Raw genomic sequence first — 15,469 nt, 5'->3', positions numbered from 1 at the left:
CATGAGCAAACAACTTCAAGACGCATACATCGTCGCAGCGACCCGCACCCCGATCGGCAAGGCGCCGCGCGGCTTCTTCAACAAGACCCGTCCGGACGACCTGCTGGTGGCCGCCATCCGCGGCGCGATGGCCGCCGTGCCGAACCTGGACCCGGCACTGATCATCGACGCGATCGTCGGCTGCTCGTTCCCGGAAGCGGAGCAGGGCTTCAACGTGGCCCGTAACGCCGTCGTGCTGGCCGGCCTGCCGAACACCGTCGGCGGCGTGACCGTCAACCGCTACTGCGCCTCGGGCATCACCGCCCTGGCCATGGCCGCGGACCGCATCCGCGTCGGCGAGGCCGACGTGATGATCGCCGGCGGCGTCGAATCGATGTCGATGGTGCCGATGATGGGCCACCACCCGTCGATCAACATGGAGACGTTCAAGGACGAGAACGTGGGCCTGGCGTACGGCATGGGCCTGACGGCCGAGAAGGTCGCCGCCCAGTGGAAGGTGAGCCGCGAAGACCAGGACGCCTTCGGCCTGGAATCGCACCGCAAGGCCATCGCCGCCCAGCAGGCCGGCCTGTTCAAGGACGAGATCACCCCGGTGGAAATCGTCACCCGCACGCCGGACCTGGCGACCGGCGAGATCAAGGTCAAGCGCCGCACCGTCGACCTGGATGAAGGCCCGCGCGCCGACGCCAGCATGGAAGGCATGGCGAAGCTCAAGCCCGTCTTCGCCGCCAAGGGCAGCGTGACGGCCGCGACGTCGTCGCAGATGTCGGACGGCGCCGGCGCGCTGATCGTCGTCAGCGAGAAGATCCTGAAGGAACACAACCTGACCCCGCTGGCCAAGTTCTCGTCGTTCGCCGTGCGCGGCGTGCCGCCGGAGATCATGGGCATCGGTCCGAAGGTCGCGATTCCGGCGGCGCTGGCCGCCGCCGGCATCACCCAGGACCAACTGGACTGGATCGAACTGAACGAAGCCTTCGCGGCACAGGCACTGGCCGTCATCCGCGACCTGAACCTGGACACCAGCAAGGTGAACCCGATGGGCGGCGCGATCGCCCTCGGCCACCCGCTGGGCGCGACCGGTGCGATCCGCGCCGCGACCGTCGTCCACGCCCTGCGCCGCAACAACCTGAAGTACGGCATGGTCACCATGTGCGTCGGCGCCGGCATGGGCGCGGCGGGCATCATCGAACGCGTGTAATCCACACGACGTGAACGGAAGGGTGGGTACGGCACAACCGTTCCCACCCTTTTTTTATACGAACAAGCGAGACACCGAATGGACATCCTGACCACCACCGCCGACGGCATCCTCACCCTCGAATTCAACCGCCCGGAACGCAAGAACGCCATCACGGGCGCCATGTACACCCTGCTGGCCGATGCGCTGCGCGCAGCCGACACCGACCCCGCCATCCGCGCGATCCTCATCACGGGCAAGCCCGAGATCTTCACGGCCGGTAACGACCTCGAAGATTTCCTGCACAACGTGGGCGAAGGCGCGATGACCGAATCGCGCCCCGTATTCCAGTTCATGCGCGCGTTGGAAGGCTGCTCGAAGCCGGTGGTCGCGGCCGTCGCCGGCGCCGCCGTCGGCATCGGCACCACGCTGCTGATGCACTGCGACCTCGTCTACTGCGCCGATAACGCGAAATTCTCGATGCCGTTCTCGCAGCTGGGCCTGTGCCCCGAGTTCGCATCGTCGCTGCTCGTCGCGCAATCGGCGGGCTACACCCGTGCTGCCGAAAAGCTGATGCTGGGCGAAGCCTTCGGCGCGCAGGAAGCGTTCGAGATGGGCATCGTGGCGCGCGTGTTGCCGGCCGCGGAGCTGCTCGCGTTCGCGCAGGGGCAGGCTGCCAAGCTGGTCAAATTGCCGGCGGCGTCGATCCGCACGACCAAGGCCCTGATGAAGCGCTCGCGTGCGGCGCTGGTAAAGGACACCATCGCCGCCGAGAACGAGCGGTTCAGCGCGATGCTGACCGGGGCCGAGGCGAAGGAAGCCTTCACGGCGTTCTTCGAGAAGCGCAAGCCGGACTTCAGCAAGTTCGACTGATGACCGCGGGCCGGGATCGGTGCACAATGCCTTCATGAACCTGCACCGTCTCGACCTCGTTTCACTTTCCCTGTTCAGCCACGTCGTCCGCTCCGGCAGCATCAGCAAGGGCGCGCTGCTCGCCAACCTGGCCGTCGGGGCGGCGAGCAAGCGCATCTCCGACCTGGAGGCCGCCGTCGGCGCCGCGCTGTTCGAACGCCATTCGCGCGGCATCACGCCCACCGCGGCCGGCCTGGCGCTGGCCCGGCACGCGCAGCGCATCCTCGGCGACGTGAACCTGCTGGCGGCCGAACTGCACGACCACGCCAGCGGCATCGTCGGCGTGGCGCGCCTGTGGGCGAACACCTCCGCGATCACGCAGTTCCTGCCGGCCGACATCGCCGCGTTTGCCAGGGCCAATCCGGCGATCCGGATCGAGCTCGCTGAGCTCAACAGCAACGAGATCGTGCTGGGCGTGCTCGAAGGCCGCGCCGACATCGGCATCTTCGCCGACCGCACGCCGGCCCTCGGCCTGCACCTGATGCCGTATCGCGAAGACCGCCTCGTGCTCGTGGTCCCGGCCGGCCACGCGCTCGCGCGCCGGCGCAGCCTGGGCTTCGAGGAGGCGGCGGATTTCGACGTCGTCAGCCTGTCGCAGGGGACGTCGCTGGCGCAGCGCCTGCAGGCCGAGACGGAAGCGATGGGCCGGCGCCTGCGCGTGCGCATCCAGGTGCGCAGCTTCGATGCGATGTGCCAGATGGTGGCGGCCGGCCTGGGCGTCGCGGTGCTGCCCGCCGACGCCGTGCGCGCGCTCGTGCGCTCGCTGAACCTGCGCCAGATCCCGCTGACGGATGCGTGGGCCCGGCGCCAGCTCCTGATCGGCGTGCGCGACCTGGAAACCCTGCCGCGCCACGCACGCCTGCTGGTGGACCATCTGGGCGCCGGGGCCTGACACCTGGCGAGCTTTCGCGAAACGCGAAAGCGGGGTTCACACCTTGGTCATTCCGCGTCCGGAGGCGTGCTGCCAGAATCGCATCATCACGCCACCAAGAGCGTGCTTCATTCGACGACTATCCATCCGGAGACAACAATGAGCAAGATTCTTTCCGCCCCGGCCGGCGCGTCCGACGCCGCCGTGCCGGACATGGCGCGGATCGTGGCGAAGGTGGCATGGCGCATCATGCCCCTCATCATGGTCTGCTACCTGTTCGCCTTTTTCGACCGCATCAACATCAGCTTCGCCAAGTTCGCGCTGCAGAGCAGCCTGTCGCTGTCCGACACGGCGTACGGCCTCGGTGCCGGCCTGTTCTCGGTCGGCTACGTCCTGTTCGAAGTCCCCAGCAACATGATGCTGTACAAGGTCGGCGCGCGGCGCTGGATCGCGCGCATCATGGTCTCGTGGGGCATCGCCACCGCGCTGATGGCGCTGGTGCAGACCGAATGGCAGTTCTACGTGCTGCGCTTCCTGATCGGCGCAATGGAGGCCGGCTTCGCGCCCGGCGTGCTGTACTTCCTCACGCTGTGGTTCCCGACCGCCTACCGCGGCCGCATCACGTCGATGCTGTTCCTCGCTTCGGCATTCTCGGGCCTCGTCGGTGCGCCGGCCGCCGGCCTCGTGCTGGCCCACCTGGACGGCGTGCTGGGCATGTCCGGCTGGCACTGGCTGTTCCTCGTGGGCGGCCTGCCGTGCGTGCTGCTGGGCGCCATCGTGTTCCTCGTGCTGAAGGACCGCGTCGAGGATGCGTCCTGGCTCGCGCCCGACGAACGCGCGCTGCTGGCCGCGCGCATCGCCGAACAGAACCGGAGAATCGGCAGCCACTCGCTGCTGGGCGCCCTCAAGACGCCGGGATTTTTCACGCTGGGCCTCGTCTACTTCCTGATCCAGGTGAGCTCCTATGGCCTGAACTTCTGGGCGCCGCACATGATCCGCAGCGCCGGCACCACGAGCCCGACGACTATCGGCCTGCTCACGGCGGTGCCCTACCTGTGCGGTGCGATCGCAATGGTAGCCGTGGGCCGGCTGTCGGATGCCAGCGGCGAGCGCACGAAGTTCGTGATCGGCCTCGTGCTGCTGGGCGCGGTGGGCTTTTGCGGCGCCGGCCTGTTCGACCACCAGCCCGGCCTGCTGGTCGCGGCACTGGCCGTGATGGGCGCGGGTGTGGTAGCGTCGATCCCCGCGTTCTGGGCACTGCCGCCGAAACTGGTGACGGGTGCCGGCGCGGCGGGCGGTATCGCGCTGATCAATACGCTGGGACAGCTGGGCGGCATCGTCAGCCCGGTGATGGTCGGACGCATCAAGGACGTCACCGGCAGCACGACGCCCGCCCTGTACGTGATCGCGGCGCTGGGCGTGGCCTGCGCCGGTGTGCTGGCGTTCGGCCTGCCCGAACGGCTGCGCCAGCGCGAACAATCTGCAAACTGACGAGGACAAGATGAGCATGACGGCTTCAGGCACGATGTCCGCCAACGCCCTGCAGGGCGTGCGCGTGATCGAGATGGGACAATTGATCGCCGGCCCGTTCGCCGGCAAGACGCTGGGCGATTTCGGCGCCGACGTGATCAAGATCGAGGCGCCGGGCACGGGCGACCCGCTGCGCAACTGGCGCATGATGAAGGACGGCACCTCCATCTGGTGGCAGGTCCAGTCGCGCAACAAGCGCTCGCTCGCCCTCGACCTGAGAAGCGAAGAAGGGCAGGACGTCGCGCGCAAGCTGATTGCCGAGGCCGACGTGCTCGTCGAGAACTTCCGTCCCGGCACGCTGGAAAGCTGGGGCATGGGGTGGGACGTCCTGTCCGAACTGAATCCGGGCCTCGTCATGCTGCGCATTTCCGGCTACGGCCAGACGGGGCCCTACCGCGACCTGCCGGGCTTCGGCGCGATCGGCGAAGCGATGGGCGGCCTGCGTCACCTGACCGGCGAGCCGGGCCGTGTGCCTGTGCGCTGCGGCATCTCGATCGGCGACACGCTGGCCGCGCTGCACGGCACCATCGGCGTGCTGACCGCGCTGTACCACCGCAAGGTCAACGGCGGCAAAGGACAGGTGATCGACGTCGCGCTGCACGAAGCCGTGTTCAACGTGATGGAAAGCCTGATCCCCGAATACAGCGCATTCGGCGCCGTGCGCGAGGCCGCCGGCAGCGCGTTGCCGGGCATCGCCCCGTCGAATGCCTACCGCTGCGTCGACGGCTACGTGCTCGTCGCGGGCAACGGCGACAGCATTTTTAAACGCCTGATGCAGGCGATCGGCCGGCCCGACCTGGGCGACGCGCCTGATCTCGCGAACAATGCGGGCCGCGTCGCGCGCGTGGACGAGATCGATGCGGCCATCGGTGCGTGGACGGCGGAGCGGACCGTGACGGACGTCCTGGATGTGCTGGGCGCGGCGAAAGTCCCGGCCGGCAAGGTCTACACGGCGAAGGACATCGCGGAAGACCCGCACTACCGGGCCCGCGACATGATCCTGACGCAGCAGACGAGAGAAGGCTACGAGGTCGAGGTGCCGGGCATCGTGCCGAAGCTGATGGGCACGCCGGGCAGCGTGCGCTCGGCCGCGCCGCGGCTGGGCGAGGACACGGATGCCGTGTTGCGCGAGATCGGCCTCACCGAAGACCAGATCGCGGCGCTGCGCGCGCGCAAGGTGGTGGCATGAGCGCCTGGACCGGGGCCAGCCGTCGCATCCACATCCAGGAAGTCGGGCTGCGCGACGGCCTGCAGGCCGAGTGCCGCTTCGTGCCGACATCCGACAAGATCGCCCTGGCCGACCTGCTGTCGGGCGCGGGACTCGCCAAGCTCGAAGTCAGCTCCTTCGTGTCGCCGAAGGCCGTGCCCGTGCTGGCGGATGCGGGCGACGTGTTCGCCGGCATCGCGCGCGCACCGGGCGTCGTGTACAGCGCCCTCGTGCCGAACGTGCGCGGGGCCGAGCGTGCCGTCGCGGCGGGCGTGGGTGAGATGAACCTCGTCATGTCGGCCAGCGAAAGCCACAACCTGTCCAACCTGCGCATGACGCGAGAACAATCCTTCGCCGGACTGGCCGACGTCGCGGCACTGGCGCGGCGCCACGGCGTCGCCGTCAACGTGTCGCTGTCGTGCAGCTTCGGCTGCCCGATGGAAGGCGACGTGCCGCAGCAGGACGTGCTGGACTGGTGCGCCCGCTTCATCGGCGAACTCGGCGCGCACGGCATCACGCTGTGCGACACCACCGGCATGGCCTATCCGACCCAGGTGCACGCGCTGACGGAAGCCGTATGCGCGCGCTGGCCCGGCATCGAACTCACGCTGCACTTCCACAACACGCGCGGCATGGGCCTGGCGAACGTGCTGGCCGCGATCGATGCCGGCGCCGACCGCTTCGACGCCTCCCTCGGCGGCATCGGCGGCTGCCCATATGCGCCCGGTGCCACCGGCAACGTGTGCACGGAGGAGGTCGTGCACGCGCTCGAACTGATGGGCTACGACACCGGCGTCGACCTGGCCCGGCTGCTGCAGGCCGCGGTCCGCCTGCAGGACCTCGTCGGCCACGAGGTGCCCAGCCAGATCGTCAAGGCCGGCCGCAGGCTGGACCTGCACCCACGGCCGGCTGCCTGAGCACACCCGTCAACGTATCTCGCAGCGCGCGATCTCCGTGCGCCCGTGTCCGGCCACGATCCCGCTGCCGTACACGGGCAGGTCGAGATAGGCCCGCTCCGTCGCGCGCACGGCCAGCACATACGCCTGCCGTCCGGTCTTGTGGCGCAGCGCGCGCGTGGCTGAAATAGCGGATCGCCTCGACACCGAACCGTGCCATATCTGTCTCCTTGGAAATGCAGCCTGCATGAATGCCCGGACAGCTTCCGTACGGTAGCGGTACGTGGCCGGCGCCGGGCTGTTCTGCATCACGCGCGCTTGCGTGCAGGGTTGATCCAACGCGGGTACGTGAGCGCCGATTCGTGTGTCGGCCTTGAAGGCGATGCGCTACAGTAAGAGGATGGATGACAGGAGAATCCGATGGAATGTGAAATCAAACTGGCCGTGGATGCGACCAGTGCCGCGCGGCTGAAAAAATCGGCCGTGCTGCGCGAGCACGCCGTGTCGAAGCCGCGCGACCAGGAACACGTCGACCGCTATTTCGACACCGGCGGCTTCGACTTGTGGAAGCATGGCTTCGCCCTGCGCGTGCGCAGCGCCGGGGAGCGTCACGTGCAGACCCTGAAGGGCGGCGGCAGCGCCGTGGCCGGCCTGCACCGGAGAACCGAGCTGGAAGCCGAGATTCCGTCCGAGGTGCCCGACCACGACCTGTTCGACCGCCAGCTGCGCGAAGCGTTGCCCGGCCTCGCGCACAGCCTGGACGGCCGGCAGCTTGCACCCGAGCCGGTCTTCGTCAACCGCACGAAGCGCACGACGTGGATGCTGGCCCTGCCGGACGGCACGCATGTCGAGTGCGCGCTGGACGTGGGCGAACTGCAGCACGGCGAGCGCAAGACAGCCGTGCGCGAGCTGGAGCTGGAAGTGAAGGATGGCGATCCGGCCTGCCTGTACGAACTGGCGCAGCGGGTGCACGAGGCGACGCCCGTGCGCATCGAGAACATCAGCAAGGCCGAGCGCGGCTATGCGCTGGCGACCGATGACAAGGCGCACGCCGTCAAGGCCGCGCCCGTGACGCTCAAGCGCAAGGCCACGCTGGGCGAGGCGCTGGGCGGCATCCTGCAGAACTGCCTGCAGCAGATGCAGGCCAACGAACGGGGCGTGCTGGCGGGGGACGTCGAGAGCCTGCACCAGATGCGCGTCGGCCTGCGCCGCCTGCGCGCGGCCCAGGACATGGTCGACGGGCTCGTGACGCTGCCGGAACCGCTGGCGGCCGATATCGACTGGTTCGCCGGCGAACTGGGCGACGCACGCAACTGGGACGTGTTCCTCGAATCCGTGCTGCCCGGCCTGCCGCTGACCGAGGACCAGAAGCCGTCGCTGGCGCGCGTGGAAGCGGCCGCGCGCGAGGAGGCGGAGCGTCATCGGGCGCGCGTGCGCTCGGCCGTCGGCAGCCCGCGCTACACGACCCTGATGCTCGCGCTGGGCGGCTGGATCGCGGGCAAGGGCTGGCACCATACTGCGCTGCCGGCCGATCCGCTCGAACAGAAGATCGCGAAGGCCGCGCCGCAGCTCGTGCAGCACGCGGCCGCGCGCGTGCGCAAGCGCGCCCGCGGCTATGACCTGAAACGGCCGGAGTGCCTGCACAAGGTGCGCATCGCGGCCAAGAAGGAACGTTATGCGCGCGAGTTCTTCTCCGCGTTGTCGCACGACCGCAAGGCGACGAAACGGCACGATCTCTTGAGCGGCATGCAGGACGAGCTGGGCGAGATCAACGATGCGTTCGTGGCACGCGAGCTGGTTGCCCAGCTGCGTGACCGCGTGCCGCAGGAGGCGGGGCTGCTCGGCTTCATCGAAGGCGTGCTGGCCGCGCGCGCGCTGGATGCGATGCCGCGCGCGCGCCGGCACGTCAAGGAGAGCCTGCGTGCAAGGGCACGCTTCTGAATTGGTGCCGGTATGTTTCCCGACCGCCGGCGCCGGTAGGGCGGCCGAGCCGCCATGTGCTCTCTTCCCTGGGAGCGATGCGTATTTTGACGCGGGATTGTGACGTGATCGTTACGGCGCGGCGTTCGCCGCCAGCGGCGCACCGCTCCAGCGGCGCAACAGGGCCGCGAGCGTGGACGAACGCTTGTCTTCGGGCGTGAGGACGGCCACCGCGGTCTGCAGGGCCTTGTCGTCGCGCGTGCCGAACGTGCGCGTGGACTCGACCGGCTCGCGCTTCGCCTCCGCCATCGTGTCGAGCGGCTGTGTCGCGGGCAGGTGTTTTGCCAGGTCGGCTTCGCGCAGCAACAGGTCGTCGTCGGCGGCCACCGCGGGCGTCACGACGATGTCGGGCGTGACGCCGCGCGCCTGGATCTCATGGCCGTTCGGCGTGAAGTAGCGCGCCACGGTGAACTTGATGCCGCTGTCCGCGTCCAGCCCGATGACGGACTGGATCGAACCCTTGCCGAACGTGCGCGTGCCGATGACGGTGGCGCGGTGCTGGTCCTGCAGGGCACCGGTGACCAGTTCCGCGGCCGACGCGGACGCGCCGTTCACGAGCACCGTCAGCGGCACGGTGCGGGTCCACCCGGGCAGGCCGGCCAGCACGTCGGGCTGGCCTTGCTGGCGGTAGTAGCGCTCGTCGACGGTGACGGTGGCGTTGGCGCCCGGTTCGCGTCCGCGCGCCGAGAACAGCACGGTGCCCGGCTGCAGGAACGCGCCCGCGACCGCGACGCCCGTCGACACCAGGCCACCCGGATCGTTGCGCAGGTCGAGAATCAGGCCGCGCGGATTGTCCAGTTTTTTCAGGGCCGCCGCGAGGTCGGCCGCCGTGGCGCCGCCGAATTCCGAGATGCGGATCCACGCGAGGCCCGGCGCCGCCATCTTCACGCGCACCGTGTCGTTGTGCAGGTCGGCACGCGTGATGCGCAGGGTCTCGACCTTGTTGCGGCGCGCGATGCCGACGGCGACCACGGTGCCTGGCGCGCCGTGCATGCGCCGCGCGACGTCGTCGCCCGCCATGGCGGCGACGGGCGCGCCGTCCACCGAGACGATCACGTCGCCTGGCCGGACGCCCGCGCGTTCGGCCGGCGAGCCTTCGGTGGCGGACACCACGCGTAGTTGCTTGCGGTCGCCTTCGACCTCGATGCCGATGCCGACGTACTCGCCGCTGTTCTCGCGCCCGACGTCGCGCATGGCGTCCTTGTCCAGGTAGCGCGAGTGCGCGTCGAGCGCGGCCAGCATGCCGGACAGGGCGCCGTCGAACAGCGTGTTGTCGTCGGCCTCGCCGACATAGTTCTGCTTGATCAGGGCGTAGACCTCCAGCAGCCGTTCCACCTGCGCCTGCGGCAGTTTCAGCGTCGGGCGCGCGGTGGGGGCCGGCGTGTCGTCGGCGTGGGCGAGGGGCGCGCAGGCCAGGAAGAGGGCGCCGAGGACGGCGAGCGCGGTGCGTTTCATGGTGATCCTTTCGTCGATTCGTTCCCGGATTCTGGCCCGGCGGGATGTTAAGCGCGGTTAAGCGCAACTGAGCGCGGGTAAATCGGCGTTAAGGAGTTGTAAGCGATCGCTGTCGTTTTTGCCCGTACTGACGGGCTTTTTTCTTTTCCTGATGGCAAAAAGAACAGATAATCGATGCTTTGCGCCCCAGGAGAACGCCATGCAGGATCACGACGACGACCACCCCGCCAGCCCCGCGCGCCGCCGCATCTTCCAGGCCGCGGCCGCCGTGGGCCTGTCGGCGTCGATCGCGCCACCGGCCGCAGAAGCGAAGCCGGCCAAGGCGGTGAAGCCGGTCGCGGGCTCGCTGGACGCCAAGCTGAAGGCGCACGTCAAGAACGTCGTCGTGATCTACCTGGAGAACCGCAGCTTCAACAACCTGTTCGCGGACTTCCCCGGCCTCGCGCAACCGCTGCCGGCGGCGAACGCCGTCCCGCAGAAGGACCGCGACGGCAGCGTCCTGCCGGAACTGCCGAAGATCTGGGGCGGCATGGTGCCCGCGCGCCAGAACATCGGCGGCACGGATTACCTGATCAGGGAAGACGACATCCAGCATCTTCCCAACGCGCCGTTCAGGCTGACGGATGCCGCCGGCAAGCCGCTGCCGGAAGCGATCGTCACGCGCGACCTGTGGCATCTGTTCTACCAGAACCAGATGCAGATCAACGGCGGCAAGAACGACGGCTTCGTCGCGTGGGGCGACAACGGCGCGCTGACGATGGGGCATTATGGCGAGACGTCGAAGAACCTGGGCCTGTGGCAGATCGCGCGCCAATTCACGCTGTGCGACAATTTCTTCATGGGCGCGTTCGGCGGCTCCTACCTGAACCACCAGTTCCTGGTCAGCGGCCGGGTACCGGAATTCTTCGATGCGGCGTCCACGCCGGCCGCGAAGAAGATCGCAGTGCTGGAAGACGGCCCGACGGGCGTCCGTCTCGCGCTCGCGCCGGAGTCGCCCAAGTCCGCGCTGGAGGGCAAGCCGAAGTTCGTCAACAACGGCGCCATCACGCCGGACGGCTACGCGGTCAACACGATGGCGCCGCCGTTCCAGCCGAGCTGGGTGCGCCCGGCACCGGGCGGCGATGCGCACCTGGCCGATCCGCAAGACCCGGCCGTGCTGCCGCCGCAAACGTATCGAACGATCGGCGACCTGTTGTCCGAGAAAGGCGTCAGCTGGGCGTGGTACGCGGGTGCGTGGCAGGCGGCGCTGGACGGCCGCGGCGAAGGCGAGCGGCCGAACTTCCAGTTCCACCACCAGCCGTTCAACTATTTCAGGCAGTTCGGACCGGGCACCGCGGCGCGCGCCGAGCACCTGCGCGACGGCGGCATGGGCGACAGCCCGATCTCGAACAAATTCATCGCCGACGCCATTGCCGGCAGGCTGCCGGCCGTTACGTTCTACAAGCCGCAGGGGAACCTGAACCTGCACGCGGGCTATTCGGACGTGGAGTCCGGCGATGCCCACGTGGCCAACGTGATCGAGCACCTCAAGAAGTCGCCGCAGTGGAAGGACATGGTCGTCGTCGTTACCTTCGACGAGAACGGCGGCTGGTGGGACCACGTGGCGCCGCCGCAGGGCGACCGCTGGGGCCCGGGTTCGCGCATCCCCGCGATCGTCATCTCGCCGTACGCGAAGAAGGGCGCCGTCGACCACAACTTCTACGACACGACGTCGATCCTGCGCTTCATCACGCGCCTGCACGGCCTGCCGCTGCTGGAAGGCCTGGCCGCACGCAACGCGGCGTTCGCGGCGCGCGGGGCGCGTCCGCCGGGCGACCTGACCGGGGCGCTGAGCTTCCGCTGATCGACAATTCGGGGTCAGAGCTCATTTTTTGGCACGATCTCGGCAGCAACTTGTTGAGGGCGACGGTGCCGGCCTGCCCGTCCAGATGGGCAGGCCGGGACCTGCATTCGGCGCCTCGTGCATATCAGGACATTGATCTGAAATGTGCTCTGACCCTGAGCCTTCCCCTCAAATTTTGCTCAGATGTCATAGGTAAGCATCATGGAAGTCAGCTCTGACGATGCGTCGGCAAGCTGACTTCGTGTCAGCTTGGTTGCGTGAGGCTCGATCAGCCAATGGCGTGCCAACGACAGGATTGACAGCGTGGTTGCTGCCTTTTTACGGCTGCCGTATTCAATGCGGTACCCGGCGCACCTGACGGCCAAGCCAATCAACCACAGAGCAAAGCCAAGTAACGCCGCGATGAGCAGTAACGCAGCCAAACGTCGAGGTTTTCGCGTTTGTGCAGTAGTCAGTCCCATACCCCATTGCGCATTCTTGAGATCCCGGAAAGTCTGTTCGATCTGCATGCGGCACCTGTACAAGTCGACCACGGAGTCGGCGCTTAGCCGGGATAGCGATGGTGAGGAAGCCAGCAGCCACGGTTCGCGTTGCGAGGCCTGATTCTTGATACTGTGACGGCTGCGCGCCTTTTTGCCAAAGGCGGTCTTGCGCTGACGCCCCTTGCGCGGCTGCTTAATGAGCACGAGACGGCACGCCACTGGATTGGAGCGGACATAAAGAAAATCTCCCAGGTCGCGTGCCTTTCCCTTGGTGTCGGCATAAAGCTGTTTGCATCTGCGCCAAGTACATGAGCCGCTCTTTTTCACCATGTCGCGGTTGCGGATGCGGCCGACCCACGCATAGCCAAGCTCATTCAGCATCTTGAACCATGTGGCCCGAAAACCTGCGTCGCTAATGATGATGGGCTGGCACCCAGGCGGAAGCACCGAGCGCAAATTCTTCATGAAAGCCCGGTGAACCGAAGCGGCGCCATACAGCTCGGTCGGATGCACTTCCTCGTAGATGACCAAGGCTCGTCCACGAACGATCAATGCGGCACGCAGAACGTGCTGGCTTACGTCATTCAGCAAATTGGACCAGTCGACGATGATGCAAACACGCACCTGCTCGTGCAAGGCGCGTCGGGCCAGCGCTCGATACGCTAACAGGCGCTCAGAAGCTAGTTGCGGATTACTCAGCAATCGATCGCAGCGCTTTATGCGATGACGCAAACTAGTCTGGCCAGTGATCGCCTTGCCCATCTTCACCACACCGAGACCGCCACGGGCCGCAGCATCAGTCATCGCCGCCAAACACTCGCGTCGCTTGGCGTGCATGGATGGGCACTGCGCTTGAAGTAACTCCTGTATGATCCGCTGTGCATGCATGGCCTGTTCCCCTTTGTTCGCAGTTGGTAGCTACGAACGAAAGGGCTAACACAGCCATGCATGCGCCGTTTTTGGGATTGAAAGTTAACAGCTTCCCAAGCTGTTTACAACAAAAATTTGAGGGGAAGGCTCAGGCTCTGACCCCGAATTTGAGGCCGTTCATTCTTCGCATATCGATAAAACTTTCCTGCTGGCTAACGCGCGCTGTTCAAGAAAACGCGGCGATACACTTTGCCACGGCCGTTGTCATTCAAACACGAGCTTGCGCACTGCGGCCCCCGCCAGGCGCCAACTTCATAACAGAGTTCAGGAGAGCGAAACATGCAGAACAAGAACACCTTGAAAGGGCTGCTGGCCGTCTCGGCAGTGGCAGCGCTGTTCGCCACCGTCGGCGTACACGCCCAGACGGCGGCGGTCAGCCAGACCCCGAGCCAGACCGGCACCAGCAGCACGCCCGGCAAGCAGAACACGTCCGGTAAAACCACCCGCGAAGGCACCATCGACAACACCAACAGCACCGGCATGGAAAACCGCAGCAAACAGGCGGGTGCGGCCGGCATGACCAACCAGAGCGCCACCTCGAGCATGGGCGCCAGCGGCGCCGGCCAGTCGGCGGCGGGTACGGCCACCGGCGCGAAGCTGAGCGCCGGCGACGAGAAGATTCTCAAGGATATGGCAATGGCCAATATGGCCGAAGTCGAGGGTGGCAAGCTTGCCCAGAGCAAGAGCCAGAGCAGCGAGGTGAAAGCGTTCGCCCAGCAGATGATCGACGACCATACCGCCAACCTGAACGAAGTCAAGGCGCTGGCCCAGGCGCGCGGCGTGACCCTGCCGACCGAGCCGGACGCCAAGCACAAGGCCATGGCCGCCAAGCTGGAAAAGATGAGCGGCGACGCCTTCGACAAGGCCTACATGAAGCAGGCCGGCGTCCAGGATCACAAGACTGTCCACGCCAAGCTGGTGGCGGCGTCGAAGAAGGCCAAGGATCCGGAAGTGAAGGCCCTCGTCGACAAGACCGAGCCGGTCGTCGCGCAACACCTCAAATCGGCCGAGCAGATGCCGATGGCCAAGACGGGTACGACGTCGGGCAAATAAGCCGGCGAATAAGGACTGCCGGCGTTATCCCATCGCAGCCAGCACGCGCGCCCGGTCCTCGGGCGTGCGGTTCTGGCTCATCTTGAATTTCGCTTCGAGGCGTTCGATGGCGATCTCGATGCCGACGGTCGTCCGCACGACCCTGTCGATGAACTCGCGCGGCGCATCCTCCACCTTCCACCCTTCACGCGCATCTTCGTGGCGTCCCGTCAGCCGCGTCATCTGGCCGAGGATCCACGCCGGATCGTCGATCGCACGCAGCCGCCCGTGCGCATGCACGACCTGGTAATTCCACGTCGGCACCACGCGTCCCCCGGCCGCCTCGACGTCGTACAGCAGCGGCGACACATAGCTGGACGCGCCCTGGAACAGCACGAGCACGGCCGCATCGTCCGCCTGCCAGATCGGATTCGCGCGTGCCACGTGGGCACGCAGCAGGCCGTGCGGCGCCGCGTCGGTGGGCGCCGCCAGCTCGAACGGGATGTGGTCTCCTTCCAGCCCGCCGGCGCCGAGGCGCACGAGCGCGCCCAGCGGATTGGCGGCGATCAGGTCCAGCATGTCGGCCTCGTCGGCCACGGCAAATTGTCTCGGCACGTACATTATTCGAACCCTTCCACGACGACGTCTCCCTTCAGCGAATTGGCGATGTAGCAGCGCGCATGCGCTTCGTGATGCAGCTCGGCCAGCGCGGCGCGGTCCGGCTGCCGCTCGCCGCCGAACGCGATGACGGGATCGAGCACGATGCGGGTGATGGCCGCGCGGCCGTCCGGACCGGTATCGAGCAGGCCGACGGCGTGATCGAGGTAGCGGTCGACCACGTAGCCGCGCGCGGCCGCGAGCGACAGGAAGAACAGCATGTGGCAGCTGGCGGCGGCCGCGACGAGGGCTTCCTCGGGATCGACGGCGGCCGGGTCCGACAACGGCACGGGCACGGACAAGGGCGACGAGGAGGCCGGCACGTCCAGCCCGCCATCGAAGCGCCAGCGGTGCGCGCGGCTGTAGCGCAGGTCGGTGAAGGCCTGGTCGCCGCGCTGCCAGGCCAGGGTGGCTTCGAATCGTTTCATCATCTCTCCGTGTGCGAACGAGCTGTCATCTTAAGTTCAAGGATGGCTTGCTCAAATGACCAATTAACG

General features: G+C 67.2%; 14 protein-coding genes. 9 read left to right on the top strand and 5 right to left on the bottom strand.

The features are described 5' to 3' along the window. The first annotated feature begins 1 nt into the window (after position 1). The 6 genes from ACEN9G_RS09865 (at position 2) to ACEN9G_RS09840 (ending at position 6,614) form a co-directional block, all read left to right on the top strand. Positions 2-1,198 carry an acetyl-CoA C-acyltransferase gene (locus ACEN9G_RS09865; RefSeq protein WP_413340879.1) on the top strand — a complete coding sequence of 399 codons (1,197 nt, stop codon included), beginning with the start codon at positions 2-4 and terminating at the stop codon, positions 1,196-1,198. Between the two features lie 78 nt (positions 1,199-1,276). Further along, positions 1,277-2,050 carry an enoyl-CoA hydratase gene (locus ACEN9G_RS09860; RefSeq protein WP_413340877.1) on the top strand — a complete coding sequence of 258 codons (774 nt, stop codon included), beginning with the start codon at positions 1,277-1,279 and terminating at the stop codon, positions 2,048-2,050. Positions 2,051-2,084: 34 nt separating this feature from the next. After that, complete coding sequence (locus ACEN9G_RS09855) at positions 2,085-2,981, top strand: LysR substrate-binding domain-containing protein (protein WP_056126732.1); 897 nt, start codon at positions 2,085-2,087, stop codon at positions 2,979-2,981. 138 nt (positions 2,982-3,119) lie between these two features. Next, the gene (locus ACEN9G_RS09850; protein WP_413342883.1) at positions 3,120-4,451 is read left to right on the top strand and encodes an MFS transporter; all 1,332 of its coding nucleotides are present in this window, start codon (positions 3,120-3,122) and stop codon (positions 4,449-4,451) included. 16 nt (positions 4,452-4,467) lie between these two features. Beyond that, positions 4,468-5,679 (top strand): CaiB/BaiF CoA transferase family protein, encoded by a 1,212-nt coding sequence (locus ACEN9G_RS09845; RefSeq protein WP_413342881.1) that lies wholly within the window; start codon positions 4,468-4,470, stop codon positions 5,677-5,679. Then, positions 5,676-6,614: a hydroxymethylglutaryl-CoA lyase gene (locus tag ACEN9G_RS09840; RefSeq protein ID WP_413342879.1), complete on the top strand. Its 939-nt coding sequence runs from the start codon at positions 5,676-5,678 to the stop codon at positions 6,612-6,614. The genes ACEN9G_RS09845 and ACEN9G_RS09840 overlap by 4 nt, the downstream gene beginning before the upstream one ends. Positions 6,615-6,623: 9 nt before the next feature. Here ACEN9G_RS09840 and ACEN9G_RS09835 read toward each other — a convergent pair whose 3' ends face one another. After that, positions 6,624-6,800, bottom strand: a complete 177-nt coding sequence (locus ACEN9G_RS09835; RefSeq protein ID WP_413342877.1) for a hypothetical protein — start codon at positions 6,798-6,800, stop codon at positions 6,624-6,626. Positions 6,801-7,013: 213 nt separating this feature from the next. Between ACEN9G_RS09835 and ACEN9G_RS09830 the strand changes: the two genes are divergently transcribed. Next, positions 7,014-8,534: a CYTH and CHAD domain-containing protein gene (locus ACEN9G_RS09830; protein ID WP_483126614.1), complete on the top strand. Its 1,521-nt coding sequence runs from the start codon at positions 7,014-7,016 to the stop codon at positions 8,532-8,534. Between the two features lie 111 nt (positions 8,535-8,645). Here ACEN9G_RS09830 and ACEN9G_RS09825 read toward each other — a convergent pair whose 3' ends face one another. Then, a complete protein-coding gene (locus tag ACEN9G_RS09825) occupies positions 8,646-10,028 on the bottom strand; it encodes a S41 family peptidase (RefSeq protein WP_483126613.1) in 1,383 nt (460 codons plus the stop codon). 199 nt (positions 10,029-10,227) lie between these two features. Between ACEN9G_RS09825 and ACEN9G_RS09820 the strand changes: the two genes are divergently transcribed. Next, positions 10,228-11,871 carry an acid phosphatase gene (locus tag ACEN9G_RS09820; RefSeq protein WP_483126612.1) on the top strand — a complete coding sequence of 548 codons (1,644 nt, stop codon included), beginning with the start codon at positions 10,228-10,230 and terminating at the stop codon, positions 11,869-11,871. Between the two features lie 179 nt (positions 11,872-12,050). Here ACEN9G_RS09820 and ACEN9G_RS09815 read toward each other — a convergent pair whose 3' ends face one another. After that, positions 12,051-13,190 carry an IS4 family transposase gene (locus ACEN9G_RS09815; protein WP_413346176.1) on the bottom strand — a complete coding sequence of 380 codons (1,140 nt, stop codon included), beginning with the start codon at positions 13,188-13,190 and terminating at the stop codon, positions 12,051-12,053. 372 nt (positions 13,191-13,562) lie between these two features. On the opposite strand from ACEN9G_RS09815, the gene ACEN9G_RS09810 reads away from it, so the two are divergent. Further along, positions 13,563-14,336 carry a DUF4142 domain-containing protein gene (locus tag ACEN9G_RS09810; protein WP_413345358.1) on the top strand — a complete coding sequence of 258 codons (774 nt, stop codon included), beginning with the start codon at positions 13,563-13,565 and terminating at the stop codon, positions 14,334-14,336. A gap of 24 nt (positions 14,337-14,360) precedes the next feature. Here ACEN9G_RS09810 and ACEN9G_RS09805 read toward each other — a convergent pair whose 3' ends face one another. Then, entirely contained in the window at positions 14,361-14,936 is a 576-nt protein-coding gene (locus ACEN9G_RS09805) for an FMN-binding negative transcriptional regulator (protein ID WP_413345356.1), read from the bottom strand. Continuing rightward, on the bottom strand, positions 14,936-15,400 hold the full coding sequence (locus ACEN9G_RS09800) for an OsmC family protein (RefSeq protein ID WP_413345354.1): 465 nt from the start codon (positions 15,398-15,400) through the stop codon (positions 14,936-14,938). The genes ACEN9G_RS09805 and ACEN9G_RS09800 overlap by 1 nt, the downstream gene beginning before the upstream one ends. Positions 15,401-15,469 lie beyond the last annotated feature (69 nt).

The sequence above is a fragment of the Massilia sp. Masssp94 genome, assembly GCF_059491305.1.
Note: the sequence above shows the minus strand (reverse complement) of the source record. Positions and strands in the feature narration are given on the sequence as shown.